A 19,827-nucleotide genomic window follows, 5' to 3' on the forward strand; every position below is an offset into this window, starting at 1 on the left:
ATATGCCATCGCTTAACTGGGCTTATTGCGCAGGTTTGCTGTCTTGAGGCTGAATGAAGCAGTAATGTTCAGGAAAGGTGGCGTTTAGATGAACAGCAATCAGTGCCGTCGATCAGCCTTCCTGTCGCGCGAGCCAGTCTTCGAGCCATTTGATGCTATAGTCGCCATTGATGACGTCGGGATCGCGCAGCAGATCTTGATGCAACGGGATGTTCGTCTTGACGCCGTCAATCACCATTTCCTCAAGCGCGCGGCGCATACGCATCATACAGCTTTCGCGGGTGCGGCCATAGACGATTAGCTTGGCGATCATGCTGTCATAATAAGGCGGCACGCGATAGCCGGTGTACATGCCGCTATCGACGCGGACATGCATCCCGCCTGCTGCATGATAATATTTTATCTCACCGGGTGAAGGAATGAATGTGCGCGGGTCTTCGGCATTGATGCGGCATTCGATCGAATGGCCGCGAAATTCAAGCATATCCTGTGTTACAGACAGGCCGCGGCCTTCGGCAACGCGAATCTGTTCGCGGACAAGATCGAAACCGGTGATCATTTCGGTGACCGGATGTTCGACCTGGATGCGCGTGTTCATTTCGATGAAATAGAATTCGCCATTTTCCCAAAGGAACTCGATCGTGCCTGCTCCACGATAGCCCATATCGGCCATCGCCTTGGAGACGATACCGCCCATGCGCGCCCTTTCGGCGGCGCTAATCACGGGTGAGGGGGCTTCCTCCAGCACTTTCTGGTGGCGGCGCTGCAGCGAACAATCGCGTTCGCCCAGATGGATTGCATTGCCTTCGCCATCGCCGAAAATCTGAAATTCGATATGTCGCGGGTTGCCCAGATATTTTTCGATATACACCGTCGCGTCGCCAAAGGCGGCTTTGGCCTCGCTGCCCGCTTGTTGCATCAGCGTTTCGAGATCGTCGGGGCTGTTGCACACTTTCATCCCGCGACCACCGCCGCCGGATGCAGCCTTGATGATCACCGGATAGCCGACGGCTTCGGCAATGGCCTTTGCTTCGCCGATTTCCGAAACTGCACCGTCCGACCCTGGAACCAATGGCAGACCAAGCGCGCCGGCCGTCTTCTTGGCCATGACCTTGTCGCCCATTGTGCGGATATGTTCGGGCTTGGGACCGATAAAGGCCAGTCCGTGGCTTTCGACAATCTCGGCAAACTGTGCATTTTCAGACAGGAAGCCATAGCCGGGATGGATCGCGTCTGCGTCGCTGATTTCCGCTGCCGAAATGATCGCCGGGATATTGAGATAGCTATCCTTTGCAGCCGGCGGGCCGATGCAGATCGCCTCATCGGCTAGACGCACATGCATGGCATCAGCGTCTGCGGTTGAGTGCACAGCGACGGTCTTGATGCCCATTTCATGGGCCGCACGATGGATACGAAGCGCAATTTCGCCGCGATTGGCGATCAGGATTTTCTCGATGCCCATGGTCTGCGCTTACTCAATAACCATCAGCGGTTGGTCGAATTCGACCGGCTGGCCGCTCTCGACAAAGACGGCTTTCACCGTGCCTCCATTGGGCGCGGTGATCGGGTTCATTACCTTCATTGCTTCGACAATGAGCAGTGTTGCACCAGCGGAGACTTTGTCACCTACGCTGACAAAGGGCGCTGCACCGGGCTCCGGTGTCAGATAGGCGGTACCGACCATCGGCGATTTGACCGCATTTGCCGGAATAGCGGCAGGCGCGGCTTCGGCCGGAAGGACCGGCGCGGGCGCTGCTGCGGGCCCGGCCACGGCAACCGGTGCGGCCGCCACTGCGTTGATGGTGCGCGCGACCTTGATCTTGCGATCGCCATCCTCGACCTCGATTTCGGACAGGCCGGTATCGTTCAGCAATTCGGCCAGTTCGCGCACCAATTTGGTATCGACCTGCATGCCGCCGGTTTTGCCGTTCATCATTTTACTCCTGAAACCCTTATTGTTGGGGCGCTTTAATCAGAGACGCGCCGCTACGTCCAGCGCGAGTTCATAGCTTTTTGCACCATGCCCCGCGATGCAACTGTGTGCCACCATGCCAACATAGCTCAAATGACGGAATTCCTCGCGCTTTTTCGGGTCGGAAAGATGCACCTCGATCACCGGCACCTTGATCGATTTAATGGCATCATGCAGCGCAATCGAGGTGTGGGTATAGGCGCCTGCGTTCAAAAGCACAGCTTTTGCGCCCACCGCCTGCGCTTCATGTAGCCAGTCGATCAGATGGCCTTCATGGTTCGATTGGCGAAAATCGATTTCCAGCCCCAGCGCCTGTGCCTGGTCGTCAAGACGGCCTGCAATATCGTCCAGCGTGTCTGTGCCGTAGATTTCCGGCTCTCGCGTTCCGAGAAGGTTGAGATTGGGGCCATTAAGAATATAGACCAGCGCTGTGTCCGACACGCGATTTTCCCCGGAGGTGCTTGCGTTGAAATACGGTTGGTCCCTATATGCCGCCTACGCAAAAAGCGAGATGAAATGACTGAAGCCGCAACCCTTCCGATTCTGACGATCCAGCTCAATGGTGAACCCCGCCGCGTGGCTGCGGGCATGACAGTCGCCGATCTGGTTGATGAACTCGGGCTCAACCCGAAGAAGGTTGCTGTCGAACGCAATCTGGAGATTGTGCCGCGTTCAACCTATCCGATGGTGACGCTTGTTGACGGCGACCAATTGGAAATTGTCCATTTCGTTGGTGGCGGCTAAGGCGCATGGCCATGAGCAATAATGACAGCTGGACCGTTGCCGGTCGTACCTTCACTTCGCGCCTGATTGTCGGAACCGGCAAGTATAAGGATTTCGAACAGAACGCCGCAGCGCTTGTCGCTTCGGGGGCGGAGATCATCACCGTTGCCGTGCGGCGTGTAAATGTGTCCGATCCAAAGGCGCCGATGCTCACCGACTATATCGATCCCGCGAAATATACGTATCTGCCGAACACGGCCGGCTGTTTCACGGCGGAAGATGCGATCCGCACGCTCCGCCTTGCGCGTGAGGCCGGCGGCTGGGATCTGGTCAAGCTTGAAGTGCTTGGCGAAGCAAAGACGCTTTATCCCGATATGCGCGAAACGCTGCGCGCGACCGAGATTTTGGCGAAGGAGGGCTTCCTCCCGATGGTATATTGCGTCGATGATCCGATCGCTGCCAAGCAGTTGGAGGATGCCGGCGCAGTTGCTGTGATGCCTCTGGGCGCGCCGATCGGGTCGGGTCTGGGCATCCAGAACCGGGTCACAATCCGTCTGATTGTCGAAGGCGCCAAGGTGCCGGTGCTGGTCGATGCTGGCGTCGGCACGGCATCCGATGCGGCCGTCGGCATGGAACTGGGCTGTGACGGTATATTGATGAACACCGCGATTGCCGAAGCCAAGGATCCTGTTCGTATGGCGCGCGCGATGAAACTGGCGGTCGAGGGAGGTCGTGAGGCTTATCTGGCCGGTCGCATGGGACGCCGCATGTATGCCGATCCATCGAGCCCGCTTGCCGGTTTGATCTAGGCAAAGACGAACGACATCGTCAGGCCAACGTGCCGACAAACAGCCTGTAATTGTGATTCATCATCGTCCGACTGCTTTTGGTCTTGCCGTTGGTCGAATGGTAACCCGGCAGAACCTGCCGGTCGAAGCGCTGATGAAGCGCAGCACGAAGCTTGTCATATCAATGGGGCAGGCCGAATTTCGGAGCTCCCCAGCAGCAAAATCTCGGCCTGCACCTCTCCCAAGGGCCCGAAAAAACGAAAAGGGCCTGAACATGATAGGAGCCCTGATATGGCACAGTCCTATAAGTGGAAACAGGTGGCCATGGCCGCTGCAACTTTCATCTTCGCATCCTCCGCAAGCGCAGGCGAACGCCAGCGGTCGGTCGACCATAGTGATTTGGACCTTTCGACGCAGATGGGGCAGGCGACGCTCAAAAAGCGCGTGAACAGCGCGGTTATCGGTGTTTGCGCATTCCCTTCGGCAAAGACGGCCGCTGAACGCAATGACCAAAAGCGTTGCGAAGCCCGCGCCCGCACCTCTGCAATGCGCCAGGCTGCAGAAAAAATTGCCCGCAACGGCACGAGCATCAAGGTCGCATTTGATTAGCTATTGATACAGCGCCTCCCTTTTTCTCAAGCAGAGATTGGGAGGCGTGCTTGCACGGGCGGTTTATTTTCCGGCCAGCTTTTTCACTTCGGCCAGATATTTGCGGCCGATGCGCATTGCCTCCCCGTTTTTCAAAACAGCATGCCACACGCCGCCGCCTTCGTGGCGCAGTCCGGCGATCAGATCATGCCGGACGATATGGCTGCGATGGATGCGCTGGAAACGTCCCGGATCCAGCCGCTGTTCAAGCGTCGAAATCGTCTGATGGAGTAGATAGCTGCGCCCGCCCGTATGCAGCCGCATATAGTCCCGTTCCGCCTCGACCCGTTCGATATCGGGCGCTGCAATGCGGATCAATTCGGAACGGTGCGATACCCAGAATTCGGAAGCATAACCGGATGCGCTTTCGCTCTCGGTTGAGGGCGTGGGTGCAGCCGTTTCGCTGTTTGCCGCCACCGCACGTGCGATGGCGCGCGACAGCCGGTCAGCGGCAACCGGTTTCAGCATATAGTCGATCACATCGAGGTCGAATGCCTCGACCGCAAAATTGTCAAATGCGGTGATAAAGATGATCGCGGGCTTCTTTTCCATTAACGCGACGGCTCGGGCCACGCTGATCCCGTCCATTTTCGGCATCCCAATGTCGAGCAGGATGAGATCGGGCGAAAGCGATTGGGCAAGGCGCAGCGCCGCGGCGCCATCGCCGGCAGTGCCGACAAGGTCGATCATGCTTTCGGCGGCGCACATTATCTGCAGGCGTTCAACGGCCAAGGGTTCATCATCGACAATGATCGTACGCAACCGGTTCATGCGTTGAACTCCCTTGCTTCGACCGGGATATCGATACGTGCTTCATAACCACCTGAGGGCGAGGGTGCAGCCACCAGACGAGCGGCATTACCATAGCGCGCCTCCAGTCGGTCGCGTACATTCGCAAGGCCAATGCCGCCGCCATTACTATGCGCTTGCTGATCGATTTTGGGTAGCGCTTCACCATCATCGCAAACGCGCAGCACCAAATGGCCTTTTTCGCATTCGGCGCTGATGCGGATGGTGACCGGGCGGGTCGAACGCGATACGCCATATTTGATTGCGTTTTCGACAAGAGGCTGGAGAATCAACGCCGGGACGCGGGCATTTTCCAGTTCTTCCGGCAACAGGAATTCGGTGCGCAGCCGTTCTGGGAAACGGATTTTCTCAATCGCGAGATATTGTTTCTGGAACTCGACCTCCTCGGTCAATGTCACCTCTTCCAACGGATCGCTGGAAAGGCTGGTCCGGTAAAAGGTCGAGAGGTTCTGGATCATTTCCTCGGCCTTGTCCTTTTCTCCCTTTATCACGAGGCTGGAGAGCGAATTCAGCGTGTTGAACAGGAAATGGGGGTTCACCTGATAGCGCAGCGATCGCAGTTCGGCATCCTGTGCGGCCTGTGCGTAACGCGATGCCGTGCGTTCGGCTTCGCGGATTTCGCGGGCATAGCCGATTGCCAGATACATGGCAGCCCAGGCAAGGATTGAGAAATAGCGCACAATCGCATTATCGATCATTTCCGGCCAAGGCGCTTTGCCAACGGCCTCGCGAACCTCGTTAATATGATCACGCAGGATTGAATCGTCGAAATAGCCCTGTGCTTCATACAGGTAGAAAACATAGTAATTGACCCAAGCGATCGCTGCCGCGACGGGGATCGCCCCGATTGCGGCAACGCTGAATTTGACACTCAGTCGCTGATGATCGAACGCCCGCAGCACGAGATAGAGCAGCCAGGTCAGGATGATGCCAATCAGCGTTACTGCTGCCCGCCGCCACGCCAGTTCATCTTGGGCAGGGAAATCCAGGATCGCCGCCCGAAGCGATACGATCACCGAGTTTAGCACCCAGAAGCCGATGATCGTCACAAATGCCAGCCGGTGGCCGATCAAAGGCCCCTTATGCTGCACCGATCGCTGGATTGCCGCTCTCATGGTCCCTCTATAGGCGAAACAGGCCCGCCATGCCCCCCTTTGTGCAGGCACTTGTCGAATGACGGCGGACTTTGATCGAAGTCATGCAGCAAAATGGCCTATCTGTAAAAATGTTAACGGCCCGGTAACCATGTCGTGCCACTTTTCACCCTTGGCTGATACAGGGGGCCGAAATATGGGTGAACATGCTGGTAGCGCGTCGGGCAATCTGGCGCTTGCAGAAATCAGGGAATTTGCGAGTTTTTCGCCGGGCAGCCAGCGCTACATCCGACGCGCACTCGATGTGGCGTTCGACCGGAAGGACGCGGTTGAGCTTTGGTCGCGCGACGCGGTCGAGGCTGCGAGCATCAAGGCCCAATATCGTTTTTACGAACGCCTGCCTGCATTGCGGGCGCTCATTCCCGATAGCAGCGCGATCGAGGAAGCCGAGCTGTTTATGGCGACGCTGATCTCGATTTCCGCTTTCGACCTAGGGCAGGGTCGGCTCGATGGTTTCGCCGATTATCGTTTTCTCTATGAACGGCTTGTTGGACCGGAATCGCGTCCATGGTTGCCGGCAGTCTTTTGCGCAGCAGCATCGATGCCGCATCTGCAGCCTGAACGGCGCAAGAAATTGCTGCAGTCGATCAGCGAAGCTGTCGCCACTGCGCCAGGTTGGTCGAGACGGGCACCCCGCTTTTTCCCCGAATGGGTCGACAAGGTTGAAGTTGCCGTTGGCCGTTAATCACTCTTTGCGGCGATAGCGGAAATACCAGACTTCATGGCCATAGACGTTTCGGGCCTTGGCTTCGTAACGTGTTTCCGGCCAGCCGCCTGGGCGGACCAGGAAATCCGTGGATTTTTCGCATAGCCAGTCAAACTGGTGCCTATGTCTTTGCATCACCATCAGTGCATGGCGCAGATAGATGGCATGATCGGTGCCAAAGCGAAATTCTCCGCCGGGCCGCAATTTCGAGGCGATCAGTTTGACCGGCCCGTCATTCATCATCCGACGTTTGGCGTGCCTCGCCTTTGGCCAAGGGTCGGGATGCAGCAGATAGACAAAGCTGAGTGCGCCATCGGGGATGCGCGCCAGCACTTCAAGTGCGTCGCCCATATGAATGCGGATATTGGGCAGTGGCCCAAAGTCGTTATAGTTTTCGATCTGGCTCAGCGCTTGCGCCACGCCATTTTCAAAGGGCTCGCACCCGATAAAGCCATGGTCTGGCAGCATGTCGGCACGATAGGCCATATGTTCGCCGCCGCCGAAGCCGATTTCAAAATGTAGTGGCCGCTCATATCCGAACAAGCTTTCGGCTGTGACGGGGCCTTCGTCGGGTACAGCGATCTGCGGCAGCAGATTGTCGATCAATTCCTGCTGGTGCGCGCGCAGCTTCTTGCCCTTTGACCGCCCATATAGGCGGTTGAGGGTTGTGGGGTCTCCGGGTTTATGGGCTGTCATCCGGGTGCCGATAATCGCTTGCGTTCCTTGCGCAAGACTTTTGCAGAAAAAGGCAGCGCGCGAGCACTGCCTTTTTCAATTTTCTGTTTGTGTTTTTGGCTGTGAGGCCGCCCGGCTGGTTTACGCCAGCGCAGCCTTCAGTTTGTCGGCAAGGTCGGTGCGTTCCCAAGGGAAGGCATCGCCTCCAGCCTGACGACCGAAATGGCCATAGGCGGCGGTCTTGCGATAGATCGGCTTGTTAAGGCCCAGATGGGTGCGAATTCCCTTGGGCGTCAGGCGCACGAGCGCGGGGATCGCAGCCTCCAGTTTGCCTTCGTCAACGGTGCCGGTGCCGTGCAGGTCGACATAGACCGACAGCGGCTCGGCGACGCCAATCGCATAGGAAAGCTGGATCGTGCAACGCCGGGCAAGGCCAGCGGCGACGATATTCTTCGCCAGATAGCGGGTTATATAAGCGGCCGAGCGGTCAACCTTGGTCGGGTCCTTGCCGCTGAATGCGCCGCCGCCATGCGGGGCTGCCCCGCCATAAGTGTCGACGATGATCTTGCGGCCGGTAAGACCGGCATCGCCATCGGGACCGCCGATTTCGAAACGGCCGGTCGGGTTGATGTGATAGACCGTGTTTGCCGTCAGCAATTCGGCAGGCAGCACATCGGCAATCACGCCCTTCACATAATCGCGAAGCTGATTGTACTTTGCCTCATCGCCTTCGCCGCCGTGCCAGAAATAGCCGGGTGCATGCTGGGTTGATACCACGATAGCGGTCGCCTCTACAGGGCGTTCATTGGCATAGCGCAGCGTGACCTGGCTTTTCGCGTCGGGTTCGAGGAACGGTGCCGCTCCAGACTTGCGATCGGCAGCCATGCGCTCAAGAATCTTGTGGCTGTAGTCGAGCGTCGCCGGCATCAGGTCAGGGGTTTCGTCCGACGCATAGCCGAACATGATGCCCTGGTCGCCTGCACCCTCATCTTTATTTTCGCCAGCATCAACGCCCTGTGCAATATGTGCCGACTGGCCGTGGAGATTGTTTTCAAAGCGGAAACTCTCCCAGTGAAAGCCCGACTGTTCATAGCCGATATCCTTCACCGTGGCGCGCACTGCGGCCTCGATTTCTTCCTTGGCGCCGGGGGCCCATGCGCCGTTTTCGTATACGCCCTTGCAACGGATTTCTCCGGCCAGGACGACAAGCTGTGTCGTGGTTAGCGTTTCACAGGCGATGCGTGCTTCGGGATCTTTTGAGAGGAAGAGGTCGACAATCGTGTCACTGATCTGGTCGGCAACCTTGTCAGGATGGCCTTCGGAAACGGATTCAGAGGTAAAGAGGAAAGAGTTACGCATGGTTGTTCCAGTTCGAGTTGCTGTATCTGCGTATAAAGAAATCTTTATATCGTTTGATCGCCCTAGCGCGAAAGGCGCGTCCTCGCAAGTGGCAACAGCGCGCAGACCAGCAACAGCAATGCAAAGCCGAGCGGCAGGATATTGCCGAAGCTTGCGAATAGTGTCGGCGATTTTGCCAAGGGAAGCTGCGCGTCGATCCGGCCGGCGATGCCCGGCGGCAGGTTTTTGACGATACGGCCATCGGCATCGATCACCGCACTAATCCCAGTCGGCGTCGAACGGACGACGGGCAGTCCCTCCTCAATTGCACGCAGTCGCGCTTGCGCCAGATGTTGCGGCGGGCCCCAATGGCCGAACCATGCGTCATTCGATGGATTGAAGATGAAATCGGGGCGGTTGGCGTGATCGGTCACCTTGCCCGAAAAGATCATTTCATAGCAGATCTGCATGCCGACCTTCACCCGCCTGCCGTCGAACGGCAGGTCGAGCGTGCGCGGCCCAGGACCGGACCAGAAGTCGATCGTGCCGGGCACTAGCCGGGTTGCACCCAGCGGCTCAAGCAGCCAGCGCAGCGCTAGATATTCGCCAAAGGGGACAAGATGAGCCTTGTCATAATGACCGAGCAAATTGCCGGTGCCTGTCATTACATGCACGCTGTTGCGCGCGCCGACGAGCTGGCCCTTGCTGTCAAATTCCAGGCGGTCAGCGCCGGTCAGCAGAATGTCGGCCGGGTTCATCAATTGCGACAACATCGTCCGCGCTCCGGCGGCGCTTTCGCCCGGCTGGAACTGATAAAAGCGGAAAGGATAACCTTCCTCCAACCGCCAGGGGATGGCAGCTTCGGGCCAGAGAATGAGGCGCGGACGCGGCCGTTGCGGCAGGCTGCTTTCTGCAAGCCGCTGAAAATTCACCGCGTCATAGCCAGGCTTATACTTGTCGATCTGGCTAATGTTCGGCTGCACGATGGTCAGCGAAGTTGGCGAAGTCGGCGGCGCGTCTTTCGGTGCGGGCAACAAAAGGTTTGGAAATAATGCTGCACCGAGCAACGGCAGCGCGAAAATCGCGATGAAGCCGATGCCGACGACACTGCCCGATTGGAGCGGCGCGCCCGAACGCAAACCCCGTCTCATTGCGGTAAAGCCCATCAGCAACAAGCCAGCGGCCAGAGCGAAAATGCCCGAGAAACCGTAAGTGCCGAACGTCGGCAGCCAGAATTGCGCGAACAGCGTATCAACCCATGCGGCGGCAATCGGGTTCCAGGCGAAGCCGGTAAAAACCCAACTGCGAAGCCACTCGGCGATGATCCAGCAGCCTGCAAAAGCTAGGATGAAGGGCGTTCCGGCGGAGCTAGTCTGTGTAGGCGCCGCGATCTTCGTGATCCGCCACGCACCCCAGGCTGCCAGTCCGGGATAGAGCGCCAGATACAGCGCCAGTAATGGCACAGCGAGCCAGCCAAGCCATGCGGGCATGTTTGCCTGATAGGTGAAGGCCGTGGCGATCCAGTTGTTGCCGATGGTGAAATGGCCCAGCCCGAACAGCCAGCCCAGCCAGAAGGCACGTCGCCCACTATCCGCACGCGCAACGAGATGCATCAGCAACATGAGGCCGAGCAATGTCAGCGGCCAGAGATTAAGCGGTGCAAACCCCGTCGCCGAAATTCCGCCCATGACCAGCAGCGCCCAGCCGCCCCGTCGCTCTACCAATGCCAGCGCTTTATTCATCGTCTGCGGACATGGCGATCTGATGGTGCAAATGCAATCGACAGTTCGTGCCGATTTTGTTGCTTGCTGTTCAGACGCTCGCTGCTAGCAGTTGCGCCCATGAACGTCCCGATCCTGCTACTCGTCCTCGCAGCGGCTGCCCCGCCGGCGCCACTTGGGCCTATGACCCCGGCGACACCTATGACCGAGGTGCATAGGCAAGACATCGGCTGCGTGGCCCTGTTGGGGTTGGTTGCCGACCTTCAGCGGCGCGGCGCGCCCTATGCGGCGGACTATCCCGATGTCCGCGAAATCGGCAAGCGTTGGGCGGGAATTGTAGGTCAACGGGTCATGGACGAAAGCGGTCAGCCACGTGAACTGGTTGCCATAGCGATCCAACAATCGGTAACTGATTGGCAGGCGGAGATGACCCGAACCGCCGATGCGCGCTGGCTTGCCTCCCGGATCGAACAATGCCAGCAGCGCATGGCGGCCGATCTCGCCGCTGATCAACCATTGCCAAAGCCGGAAACCGCCCAATGAGCCTGCGCCCTTTTCATCTTGCCTTTCCCGTTCATGATCTGGCCGCTGCGCGCAGCTTTTACGGCAATTTGCTCGGCTGCCGCGAAGGGCGTTCATCCGATCACTGGATAGACTTCGACCTTTATGGCCACCAGATTGTGGCGCATCTTGACCCTGCCATGGAGCCGCGGCCGGTGCATAATTCGGTGGACGGCCATGATGTGCCGGTGCCGCATTTCGGGATTGTCCTGACAATGCCGCAATGGGAAGACTTGGCGGGGCGGCTGAAAGCGGCAGGCATTGCTTTCGGCATTGAGCCCCACGTCCGCTTCAAGGGGCAGGTTGGCGAACAGGCGACGATGTTCTTCACCGATCCCAGCGGAAACGCGCTCGAATTCAAGGCTTTTGGCGACGACAGCCAGATTTTCGCGACTTGAACGGCACGCTGGTGCGGTCAGCTCCGCTCGAACACCTGCTCCATGGTGGTAACGCCCGAGCATTTGTCTCCGGCCTTCTCTCCGCCGCCGCCGATAAGCGATATGGCGAAGATGCCACTGGCGACAAGGACAAGGAAACCGGCGGAGACCCATGCGAGGTAACGGTCGATAAACGCCTTGATCGGCGCGCCAAATTTCCAGAACAGCACGCCGACCAGAATGAACTGGAAACCGCGACTTAGGATGCTCGACCAGAGAAAGTCGAACAGCGGCATGTGAATGAAGCCTGCGGTAAGCGTAAGCAGCTTGAACGGTATGGGTGTTGCGCCCTTGATCAGGATGATCTCCGCACCATAATCTCGAAGATAACAGGCGGCGGCTGGGAAATGGTCCCACAAGCCGATCGCCTTTAGCAGTGCGATGCCTATGGTCTGATAGGCGAAATATCCGATCGCATAGCCCAATAATCCGCCGAGCACTGAGGCAAGCGTGCAGACGATGCCGTAACGGATCGCCCGGTCTGGCCGGGCAAGGCACATCAGTCCGAGCAGTGGGTGCGGCGGGATGGGGAAAAAGCTCGATTCCACGAAGGAAAAAAAGAACAGCCAGCGTTCGGCATGCGGATGCGCGGCCTTGTCGACCATCCAATCATATAATTTCTGCAGCATAAATTTTCCTGTTTCCCGAAGACTGCTTAGCCAAACTGGGAAAACAGGCAAGTGTGGAGGCGATATAACCAAATAGGATATTAATTGTGGCGATGTAATTCCATATGGTGGCATCGGCTCCTTCTGCCTCCCGTGCTTTTTCTGCGTGCGTTAGTCAGCGACAATCGTAGATTATCAGTTGCAATGCGAAACTTATATGGCAGACAGGGCCAAACGCATTGAAAGGAAATATCGCATGATTCTGTATGGGGCCCCTCTGTCTCCCTTTGTCCGCAAGGTTTCGGCCTTTGCCGCAGAAAAGGGTGTCGAACTGGAAAAGGTGGCTGTCGGGCTTGGTGATCCCAACCCGGATTTCCTGGCGTGCAGCCCGTTTCGTAAGATGCCGGGCTTTGCCGATGGCGATTTCCGCATCTCGGATTCGAGTGCTATCGTCACCTATCTGGAGGCGAAATTTCCCGAGCCCGCTTTAATTCCTGCTGACCCCGCAGATCGGGCGCGCACCATCTGGTTCGATGAATTTGCCGATACGATCCTTGCCCCGGCAGGTGGCAAGATTTTCTTCAACCGCATCGTCGCTCCCAAATTCATGGGTAAGTACGGTGACGAGGAAGCGGCCAAACAGGGCGAGGCCGAACTGCTGCCAATTTATGGCTATCTGGAGAGCGTCATCCCTGCGTCCAATTTTCTTGTCGCCGACCGGATCACCCTTGCTGACATTTCCGTCGCCGGCACCTGCGTCAACGCTGCCCATTGTGGTGTGGTGCCCGATGCCGCCGCCTATCCCAAGCTGAGCGCTTATCTGGCTGCTATCCTTGGGCGCGCCAGTTTCGCGGCCGGCATTGGAAAAGAACGGCGGATGCTTGGCTTGGATTAACCTGATTTTCGCCCAAATATAACCAAATAGGAATTTTTATATTGACATTGTAACGCCAATATGGCAAATATTGCGATATTGGGAAAATGTGATTCGGGCCGGGGCGGTCTTCCATTTGGGGGAGCTGCCGCCGGCCCTTTTTGTTGCGTGAAAGGATTGGCGGATGGCTCTTGGAAAGATGGGGCAGGCAAGGGCACGGACCTTTCCGCCTGCCGCGCAAAGGATGTTTCTGGCCCAGCTTGCACAAACGGCGAATGTTTCTGCATCAGCACGTGCCGCCGGGGTCAGTACCGGGCCGGTATATGATCTGCGGCGCAAGTCGCCCGACTTTTGCGAAAAATGGCTCGCAGCATTGGCCGAGGGCTATGCCCGGCTCGAAGCAAATCTTCTGGCAGAGGCACTTGCACCGCCTGCTTCCAATTTGAAGGACAGCACGCTGAAGCAAAAGCAGTTGAAGACGCGGATCGGCATGGCCTTGCACGCAGCCCATAAGGCAACGATACGCGGCACCCCGCAGGCACAGCTTCCATCGCGTTCGCGCGATCCGAAATCGGTACAGGCGCGGCTTGAGGCGCGCTTTGCCGCCATGCACAAAAGGTTGACCGATGAACTGCGGCCCGAACAGTGAGGCCGAACAAATCGCGAGCCTGCCGCTTGAACAGCGGCTGGCATGGATGAAAGGGCAAAAGCAGGAAACGCTATGGGAATATGAATATCGCTGGCGTTTCTGGGCGCGCGCCGACCAACTTCCCCCGCAGGACGATTGGCGTACCTGGTTTGTCATGGCCGGGCGCGGTTTTGGAAAAACCCGCATGGCCGCAGAATTTATCCGCGCCGCCGCGGAGGCAGACGGCAGTCTGCGGATAGCCTTGGTCGCGGCAACATTGCACGAAGCCCGCAGTATCATGATCGAGGGTGAAAGCGGCCTTTTGGCCATTGCACCGGATGAACATCGACCTGTCTGGGAACCATCGCTGAAACGGCTAGTGTGGCCGAACGGTGCGATTGCCCATGTCTTTGCAGCGTCAGAACCGGAGGCGATGCGCGGCCCTGAACATCATCTGGCCTGGGCAGACGAGATCGCCAAATGGGACAAGGGGATCGATGCTTGGGATAATCTGATGATGACGATGCGGTTGGGTGAAAATCCGCGCATAGTGGCGACCACAACGCCGCGCTCGGTCGCCCTGGTCCGCCGGTTGCTGCAGGAAAACGGTGTCACGGTCACCCGGGGCGCTATGGCCGCCAACCGGTCAAATCTGCCCGACAATTTTCGGGCATCGATGCAGGAAATTTACGGCAGTTCGCGCATCGGGCGGCAGGAATTGCTCGGCGAGTATCTGGAGGATGCCGAAGACGCACTTTGGACAAGGGATTTGATCGAACGGTGCCGCCAGCGCGCCGCGCCGGAAATGCGTCGTGTGGTCATCGGTGTCGATCCGCCCGCCAGTGCTGGCGGTGACGCATGCGGGATCATCGCCGTGGGCAGGGGCGCCGACGGCAAGGCCTATGTGCTTGCCGATCACAGCGTGAAGGGCCGGTCGCCCGAAGGCTGGGCGCGGGCGGTTGCAGCTGCGGCGCTTGCCTAGGGCGCAGACCGAGTGGTCGCAGAGGCGAATAATGGCGGCGATATGGTGGTTTCCACCTTGCGTGCCGCCGATGTGGCGATGCCGGTGAAGAAAGTCTCGGCATCACGGGGCAAGGTTGCCCGTGCCGAACCGGTTGCAGCGCTTTATGAGGCAGGTAAGGCATTTCATGCAGGCTGCTTTCCCGACCTTGAAGACGAAATGTGCGGCCTGATTTCGGGCGGCCGATATGAAGGGCCCGGCCGATCGCCCGACCGCGCCGATGCCCTGGTCTGGGCACTGAGTGAATTGATGCTCGGTAAAAGCGGCAATGAACCGAGGGTGCGGGTGCTTTAGTCAATCACGTGGCATTCCGGTGAAAGCCGGAAGCCATGGTCTGGCATGGAGGTTTAGACCGATGCCTCAGACCATGGACCCCCGATCAAGTCGGGGGTGACACGTTATTTTTTGGAAGGTTTGGAATGAAACTATTCGGCTGGAAATCGGCCGGGCGCGGGGTGCTGCGTCCGGCCAAAACGCATGTCTCGTTGATGCGCGCCTTTGCGGGTGGGGCGTTGGGCGAATGGCCACGATCCTATGAGGCGCAATTGCGTGAAGGCTATCTCAACAATGTCGTGGCGCAGCGCGCGGTTCGGCTTGTCGCCGAAGGGGTGGCCGCGGTTCCGCTTGCGACATTGGATGAGGCCGCGCTCGCACTGATCCAGACAACCAGCGGCGGTCAGTCGCTCATTGAAACATTGGCCGCGCAACTGTTGCTGCACGGCAATGGTTATGTGCAATTGCTCAGCGCGCCCGATGGTGCATTGGCCGAACTTTATGCGCTTCGTCCCGAACGGGTTTGGATCGAGGCTGACTCGCATGGTTGGCCTGCGGCCTTTCGCTACAAAGCGGGGGAGGCAGTCACACGGCTGGCATCGAACGAGCTGATCCATATCCGCAGCCACCATCCATTGGATGACCATTATGGGCTGGGCTGCCTCGGGGCCGCGTCGGGCGCGATTGCGATCCACAATGCCTCGACACGCTGGAACAAGGCGCTGCTCGACAATGCGGCGCGGCCGTCGGGCGCGCTGGTGCATGAGGCGTCAGAGGCGCTTTCTAGCGAACAATTTGATCGACTGCGCGAGGAACTGGCGACGCAATTTTCGGGTCAGTCCAATGCTGGCAGGCCGATGCTGCTCGAAGGTGGCCTCAAATGGCAGCCACTGTCTTTGTCGCCAGCGGACATGGATTTTGCAGCGCTGAAAGCAGCATCTGCGCGTGAGATCGCGCTCGCCTTTGGCGTGCCGCCGATGCTTCTCGGCCTGCCGGGCGATGCGACCTATGCCAATTATCGGGAGGCGAACAAGGCCTTGTGGCGGCAGGCGATCCTGCCGCTGGCAGGAAAGATTTTGGACGCGCTGTCTGAAGGATTGCGGCCCTGGTTTCCGGAGCTCAGCCTAAAGGTCAATGCCGACCAAGTGGCGGCACTAAGCGAAGATCGCGAGAGGCTGTGGGCGCAGGTCAGTGCAGCGGATTTTCTGACGCCTGATGAGAAGCGCTCAATTGTGGGGATATCCTGATGACCGTTGAAACCGAAACCTTGTTGTTGCTGGAAAAGGCATCGGAACAAGGTGCAGTCCGTGCCCTTGCGCATCTGGGTCTTGCCGATGAAAGCGCGGCAAAGGACATGGCCGACCTGCGCGAACTGCTCTCCGCCTGGCGCGATGCCAAACGCTCTGCCCGAAAGGCAGTGATTGAATGGCTGGTGCGCGGCTGTTTGGCCCTGTTGCTGATCGGGCTGGCGGTGAAGCTGGGCCTAGGCACGCTGGTGATCAAATGAATGCCGGCGACCTGCAGCCACGCCGCTTCGCTGGCTATGCCGCCATTTTCGATCATCCCGACCGGGGCGGCGATATAGTACGCAAGGGGGCGTTCGGGCGCGCCGCCAAGGCTGGGCTGCCGTTGCTCTGGCAGCATGATCGGGCCCGACGGATCGGTTTTATCGAACGGCTTGAAGAAGATGATCGCGGCCTTCGCGTCGTCGCCATGATGGATGCAGACGCACCACCCGTCGCAGACGGGGCGGGGCTTTCCTTCGGCTACCGCGTGCGCGCCGCCGGGACAGTAAAAAAGACGAATGGAACATATCGTGAACTTACCGACCTCGACCTGATCGAGGTCTCGATCGTCAACCACCCCATGCAGCCGCTTGCGCGGGTGCTCAAGACATCCCCCCTCCCGCAAGCGGGCGGCGGATTCATCCAAGGAGAAACAGATGGATTATGAAGTGAAAGCCGACCCGCTTGAGGCGGCATTTGATGCGGTGGCGATTGCGCCGGCCGTAGTGCGTCCGCCGCTTTCGGGCGCGACTATTGCCGATCCTGCACGCGCGGCCTTTGTTGACGGTTTTCTGCGTCTTGGTCGTGAGGTCGAACTGAAAAGCTTTGCGGGCAATGTGGCTGCTGATGGCGGCTTTGCCGTGCCGCGGGAGATTGACGAGATTATCGACAAGACCCTCAAGGCAGCATCGCCCATTCGCAGCGTCGCCAATGTCGTGCGCGTCGGGTCGGCCGGTTATCGCAAGCTGGTGACGACCAATGGTGTTGCGTCGGGCTGGGCCTCCGAAGTGGCAGCACGGCCAACCACCAACACGCCGACATTCAACGAAATCGTACCCAGCTTTGGCGAACTTTATGCCAATCCGGCAGCGACGCAGGCTATGCTCGACGATGCGCAATTTGATGTCGAAGCCTGGCTTGCAGATGAAATCGCGATGCAATTTGCCAAGGCCGAAGGCACGGCGTTCGTCAATGGTGATGGTGTCGACAAGCCCAGAGGCTTTCTGACCTACACCTCTGCCATTGCAGGCGATGCGACGCGTGCCTTTGGCCAATTGCAATATGTGCCGTCCGGTGTTGCCGCAGCGCTTCCGACGACTAATCCGGAAAACAAGCTGCTCGATCTCGTCCATGCGCTGCGGGCGCCTTATCGGCAGGGCGCGGTGTGGGTGATGAATTCAACCACGCTGGCAACGATCCGCAAGTTCAAGACCGCCGACGGTGCTTTCATCTGGACACCGGGCCTTGTGACCGGCCAGCCTGATACGCTGCTCGGTTATCCAGTGATCGAAAGCGAGGATATGCCCGATATCGCCGCCAACAGCACGCCGATTGCCTTTGGCAATTTCAAGGCCGGATATCTGATCGCGGAGCGCAGCGAAACGAACATCCTGCGCGATCCTTACTCGAACAAGCCCTATGTCAATTTCTACGCGACCAAGCGGCTGGGCGGGGCGGTTTCGAACAGTGAGGCGATCAAGCTGTTAAGGGTCTCGGTTTCGTAACTCGCCTCTCCCGCTTGCGGGAGGGGCCGGGGGAGGGTCTGTCCCCGGTGCGAAAATCTTGGACCCTCCCCTAACCCCTCCCGCAAGTGGGAGGGGAACAGGAGCATATCATGACCCCTTACACTTTCCAACGTGGCGAAACCATCAGCCTGGCACTGGACGCGGTTACAGGCGATCCCGCCCAAGTTACCGCGATCGTCGCAGCGATGAAGGCCGTTCCGCCGGGGCGCAGTGAAGCCCCGGCCAGCGCTTCGGTCGCCGCCAATTTCGCGATCACGCCGCGCCCGGCAGCGGGCACCATTCCGCCCGGCTGGACGCTTACCGTCGCAGCACCTGTGTCGGCCAGTCTGGCACCCGGCGCCTATGTTGCCGATGCACGACTGGAGGTAGGCGGCGGGGTGATCGTGACCTCAAGCGTTGCGATCCGCCTCAAGCAATCGGTGTCGTCATGATCGCGCTTCGCTGGCGGCAGCCTGATCCGGTCCTTGTCCTGCGCTGGCGCGGGCCTGATCAGGCGATGGCGGAGCGCGCGGTGGTGACCCCACCTTTACCAGTCGCCACTTTGATTGGCCCGCCAGGCGTGCCGGGACCGCAAGGGCCAGCAGGGCCGCTACCCGACATCATCGACGGCGGAACATTCGCCTGACCGTCCTTTCCACCAATCGCGGAAGGGACTTCGCATAAGGAACCCACATGCCCAGAATACAGATCAAACGCGGCCTCAAGGCCAATTTGCCATCGGCGGCGATGCTTGCCGGCGAACCCCATTTCACCACTGACCGCGGCACGTTACATGTCTCGACAGGCGCAACTACCCGCTTGCCAGTGGTTCCCGCGATTGATGATCTGACTACCGTTGCGGCAGTCGACGGTGCGGCCGACTTTCTGATCCTGCATGATGCATCTGCAATCGGTCAGAAGGAAGGTAAGATCAGCGTCAATGCCTTTCGTGCCGCGCTGAACATTCCGGCGTCAGATCTTGATGAAAGGGTTGCGGTCGCCGCTGGCGGCACCGCCGGATACATCTGGGGGACCAACGGTACCGATGGTGTTGTGCGCATGAATGTCTCGATGGCGTGGACCAAGGATGCCGGCAACGGTTTCGTGACGCTGGCCGTAGGCGATGTCGATTGCGGCACATTCTGATTTCCCAGGCCCTGCCAGTTTCTCACCCGTCCGCCCGCCCATGCGGGCGTAGATGATAGCATCGACAAAGGAGAATGGTTGTGCCCAGTCTAGCGCATAAGCGTGGCACACGCGCGCAGATCAATGCCGCTGCAGCGGCAAGCCAGCTTCGTGCCGGTGAGGTCTATCTCATCACCGATGAGGCCCGACTTACCGTCGGCACAGCGGCCAATGCGCATCAGGCGGCTGCAAAGCAGGGGGAGGGCAGCTCCGATCCCTGGACGTGGTTGAAACTGTCTGCGGATGTGGCCAATTCAACCATAACGCTGGCATCGGTGACCGGCCTGTCGTTCACCGCCGCGCCAAATACGACCTATATTGTCGAACTGGCCGGTGCATTTCAATCGGCAGCGACAACAACGGGGATCGCGCTCGCGCTCGCGCTGCCTGCGGGTGCTGGGGTGGCGGGCCTTGCCCAACATGCAATCTCACTGACCGCCTTAAGTCCGGTCGAACAGATTGCGGCCGGTGCCTCTGTAGGGGTGACGAGCGGGGTGCGTGCTGCAGCCACCAATATACCAATTTCAGGCCGCTGGATCGTCCAGGCCGGCGCGACCGGCGGAACAGTCCAACTGCAGTTTCGGAGCGAAATTGCCGCATCGGCCGTCACGATGCGCGCCGGGCTCACCGCGCTCGGTTTTCGAGTGATTTAGCATTGCCCCCTCCATCTGGGGGTAAACCAATAAGGAAAACCA

The 19,827-nt window shown here is 58.8% G+C and carries 23 protein-coding genes and 2 pseudogenes; 16 read left to right on the top strand and 9 right to left on the bottom strand.

All coding sequences use genetic code 11. The features are described from left to right. Positions 1-112: 112 nt before the first annotated feature. From accC to aroQ, 3 genes are read right to left on the bottom strand one after another with little or no spacing between them, the layout of a single operon-like run. On the bottom strand, positions 113-1,462 hold the full coding sequence (accC, locus tag RSE16_06045; protein WRH77026.1) for an acetyl-CoA carboxylase biotin carboxylase subunit: 1,350 nt from the start codon (positions 1,460-1,462) through the stop codon (positions 113-115). A 9-nt stretch (positions 1,463-1,471) separates the two neighbouring features. After that, positions 1,472-1,933: an acetyl-CoA carboxylase biotin carboxyl carrier protein gene (gene accB, locus RSE16_06050; GenBank protein ID WRH77309.1), complete on the bottom strand. Its 462-nt coding sequence runs from the start codon at positions 1,931-1,933 to the stop codon at positions 1,472-1,474. A gap of 39 nt (positions 1,934-1,972) precedes the next feature. Further along, positions 1,973-2,413, bottom strand: coding sequence for a type II 3-dehydroquinate dehydratase (gene aroQ / locus RSE16_06055; GenBank protein WRH77027.1), 441 nt, complete (start codon positions 2,411-2,413; stop codon positions 1,973-1,975). A 75-nt stretch (positions 2,414-2,488) separates the two neighbouring features. Here aroQ and thiS point away from each other — a divergent pair. Together thiS and RSE16_06065 are read left to right on the top strand one after the other, a co-directional pair. After that, positions 2,489-3,504: pseudogene (gene thiS, locus RSE16_06060) on the top strand (sulfur carrier protein ThiS). Positions 3,505-3,774: 270 nt separating this feature from the next. Then, entirely contained in the window at positions 3,775-4,092 is a 318-nt protein-coding gene (locus RSE16_06065) for a UrcA family protein (protein WRH77028.1), read from the top strand. 63 nt (positions 4,093-4,155) lie between these two features. Here RSE16_06065 and RSE16_06070 read toward each other — a convergent pair whose 3' ends face one another. Both RSE16_06070 and RSE16_06075 read right to left on the bottom strand, forming a co-directional pair. Further along, positions 4,156-4,902, bottom strand: coding sequence for a LytTR family DNA-binding domain-containing protein (locus tag RSE16_06070; GenBank protein ID WRH77029.1), 747 nt, complete (start codon positions 4,900-4,902; stop codon positions 4,156-4,158). Further along, complete coding sequence (locus RSE16_06075; protein ID WRH77030.1) at positions 4,899-6,056, bottom strand: histidine kinase; 1,158 nt, start codon at positions 6,054-6,056, stop codon at positions 4,899-4,901. The genes RSE16_06070 and RSE16_06075 overlap by 4 nt, the downstream gene beginning before the upstream one ends. 175 nt (positions 6,057-6,231) lie before the next feature. Between RSE16_06075 and RSE16_06080 the strand changes: the two genes are divergently transcribed. Further along, positions 6,232-6,780 carry a hypothetical protein gene (locus tag RSE16_06080; GenBank protein ID WRH77031.1) on the top strand — a complete coding sequence of 183 codons (549 nt, stop codon included), beginning with the start codon at positions 6,232-6,234 and terminating at the stop codon, positions 6,778-6,780. On the opposite strand, the gene RSE16_06085 is transcribed toward RSE16_06080, so the two are convergent. The 3 genes from RSE16_06085 to lnt all read right to left on the bottom strand — a co-directional run bounded on the left by RSE16_06085 (position 6,781) and on the right by lnt (position 10,556). Beyond that, positions 6,781-7,497, bottom strand: coding sequence for a tRNA (guanine(46)-N(7))-methyltransferase TrmB (locus tag RSE16_06085; GenBank protein ID WRH77032.1), 717 nt, complete (start codon positions 7,495-7,497; stop codon positions 6,781-6,783). A gap of 120 nt (positions 7,498-7,617) precedes the next feature. Continuing rightward, on the bottom strand, positions 7,618-8,835 hold the full coding sequence (gene metK / locus RSE16_06090) for a methionine adenosyltransferase (GenBank protein ID WRH77033.1): 1,218 nt from the start codon (positions 8,833-8,835) through the stop codon (positions 7,618-7,620). Between the two features lie 62 nt (positions 8,836-8,897). Then, positions 8,898-10,556 carry an apolipoprotein N-acyltransferase gene (lnt, locus tag RSE16_06095; protein ID WRH77034.1) on the bottom strand — a complete coding sequence of 553 codons (1,659 nt, stop codon included), beginning with the start codon at positions 10,554-10,556 and terminating at the stop codon, positions 8,898-8,900. Positions 10,557-10,655: 99 nt separating this feature from the next. Between lnt and RSE16_06100 the strand changes: the two genes are divergently transcribed. Further along, on the top strand, positions 10,656-11,078 hold the full coding sequence (locus RSE16_06100; GenBank protein ID WRH77035.1) for a hypothetical protein: 423 nt from the start codon (positions 10,656-10,658) through the stop codon (positions 11,076-11,078). Further along, positions 11,075-11,494: a VOC family protein gene (locus RSE16_06105; protein ID WRH77036.1), complete on the top strand. Its 420-nt coding sequence runs from the start codon at positions 11,075-11,077 to the stop codon at positions 11,492-11,494. The genes RSE16_06100 and RSE16_06105 overlap by 4 nt, the downstream gene beginning before the upstream one ends. A 17-nt stretch (positions 11,495-11,511) precedes the next feature. On the opposite strand, the gene RSE16_06110 is transcribed toward RSE16_06105, so the two are convergent. Further along, complete coding sequence (locus RSE16_06110; protein ID WRH77037.1) at positions 11,512-12,162, bottom strand: DedA family protein; 651 nt, start codon at positions 12,160-12,162, stop codon at positions 11,512-11,514. A 235-nt stretch (positions 12,163-12,397) separates the two neighbouring features. Here RSE16_06110 and RSE16_06115 point away from each other — a divergent pair, with 235 nt between their 5' ends. From RSE16_06115 to RSE16_06165, 11 genes and pseudogenes are all read left to right on the top strand, one after another. Continuing rightward, the gene (locus tag RSE16_06115; GenBank protein WRH77038.1) at positions 12,398-13,036 is read left to right on the top strand and encodes a glutathione S-transferase family protein; all 639 of its coding nucleotides are present in this window, start codon (positions 12,398-12,400) and stop codon (positions 13,034-13,036) included. 163 nt (positions 13,037-13,199) lie between these two features. Beyond that, complete coding sequence (locus RSE16_06120) at positions 13,200-13,664, top strand: hypothetical protein (GenBank protein ID WRH77039.1); 465 nt, start codon at positions 13,200-13,202, stop codon at positions 13,662-13,664. Positions 13,665-13,710: 46 nt separating this feature from the next. Further along, positions 13,711-14,958: pseudogene (locus tag RSE16_06125) on the top strand (terminase family protein). A 125-nt stretch (positions 14,959-15,083) separates the two neighbouring features. After that, complete coding sequence (locus RSE16_06130; GenBank protein ID WRH77040.1) at positions 15,084-16,184, top strand: phage portal protein; 1,101 nt, start codon at positions 15,084-15,086, stop codon at positions 16,182-16,184. After that, a complete protein-coding gene (locus RSE16_06135) occupies positions 16,184-16,444 on the top strand; it encodes a DUF6127 family protein (protein ID WRH77041.1) in 261 nt (86 codons plus the stop codon). Before RSE16_06130 ends, RSE16_06135 begins: the two co-directional genes overlap by 1 nt. Continuing rightward, positions 16,441-16,890, top strand: a complete 450-nt coding sequence (locus tag RSE16_06140; protein ID WRH77042.1) for an HK97 family phage prohead protease — start codon at positions 16,441-16,443, stop codon at positions 16,888-16,890. Before RSE16_06135 ends, RSE16_06140 begins: the two co-directional genes overlap by 4 nt. Then, positions 16,880-17,947, top strand: coding sequence for a phage major capsid protein (locus RSE16_06145; GenBank protein ID WRH77043.1), 1,068 nt, complete (start codon positions 16,880-16,882; stop codon positions 17,945-17,947). Before RSE16_06140 ends, RSE16_06145 begins: the two co-directional genes overlap by 11 nt. 110 nt (positions 17,948-18,057) lie before the next feature. Next, positions 18,058-18,399 carry a hypothetical protein gene (locus tag RSE16_06150; protein ID WRH77044.1) on the top strand — a complete coding sequence of 114 codons (342 nt, stop codon included), beginning with the start codon at positions 18,058-18,060 and terminating at the stop codon, positions 18,397-18,399. Beyond that, positions 18,396-18,593 carry a hypothetical protein gene (locus RSE16_06155; GenBank protein ID WRH77045.1) on the top strand — a complete coding sequence of 66 codons (198 nt, stop codon included), beginning with the start codon at positions 18,396-18,398 and terminating at the stop codon, positions 18,591-18,593. The genes RSE16_06150 and RSE16_06155 overlap by 4 nt, the downstream gene beginning before the upstream one ends. Positions 18,594-18,640: 47 nt before the next feature. After that, a complete protein-coding gene (locus RSE16_06160; protein WRH77046.1) occupies positions 18,641-19,093 on the top strand; it encodes a hypothetical protein in 453 nt (150 codons plus the stop codon). An 80-nt stretch (positions 19,094-19,173) separates the two neighbouring features. Next, positions 19,174-19,785, top strand: coding sequence for a hypothetical protein (locus RSE16_06165; GenBank protein WRH77047.1), 612 nt, complete (start codon positions 19,174-19,176; stop codon positions 19,783-19,785). Positions 19,786-19,827: the final 42 nt, after the last annotated feature.

This window comes from Sphingobium sp., assembly GCA_035196065.1.
Lineage (GTDB): Bacteria > Pseudomonadota > Alphaproteobacteria > Sphingomonadales > Sphingomonadaceae > Sphingorhabdus_B > Sphingorhabdus_B rara.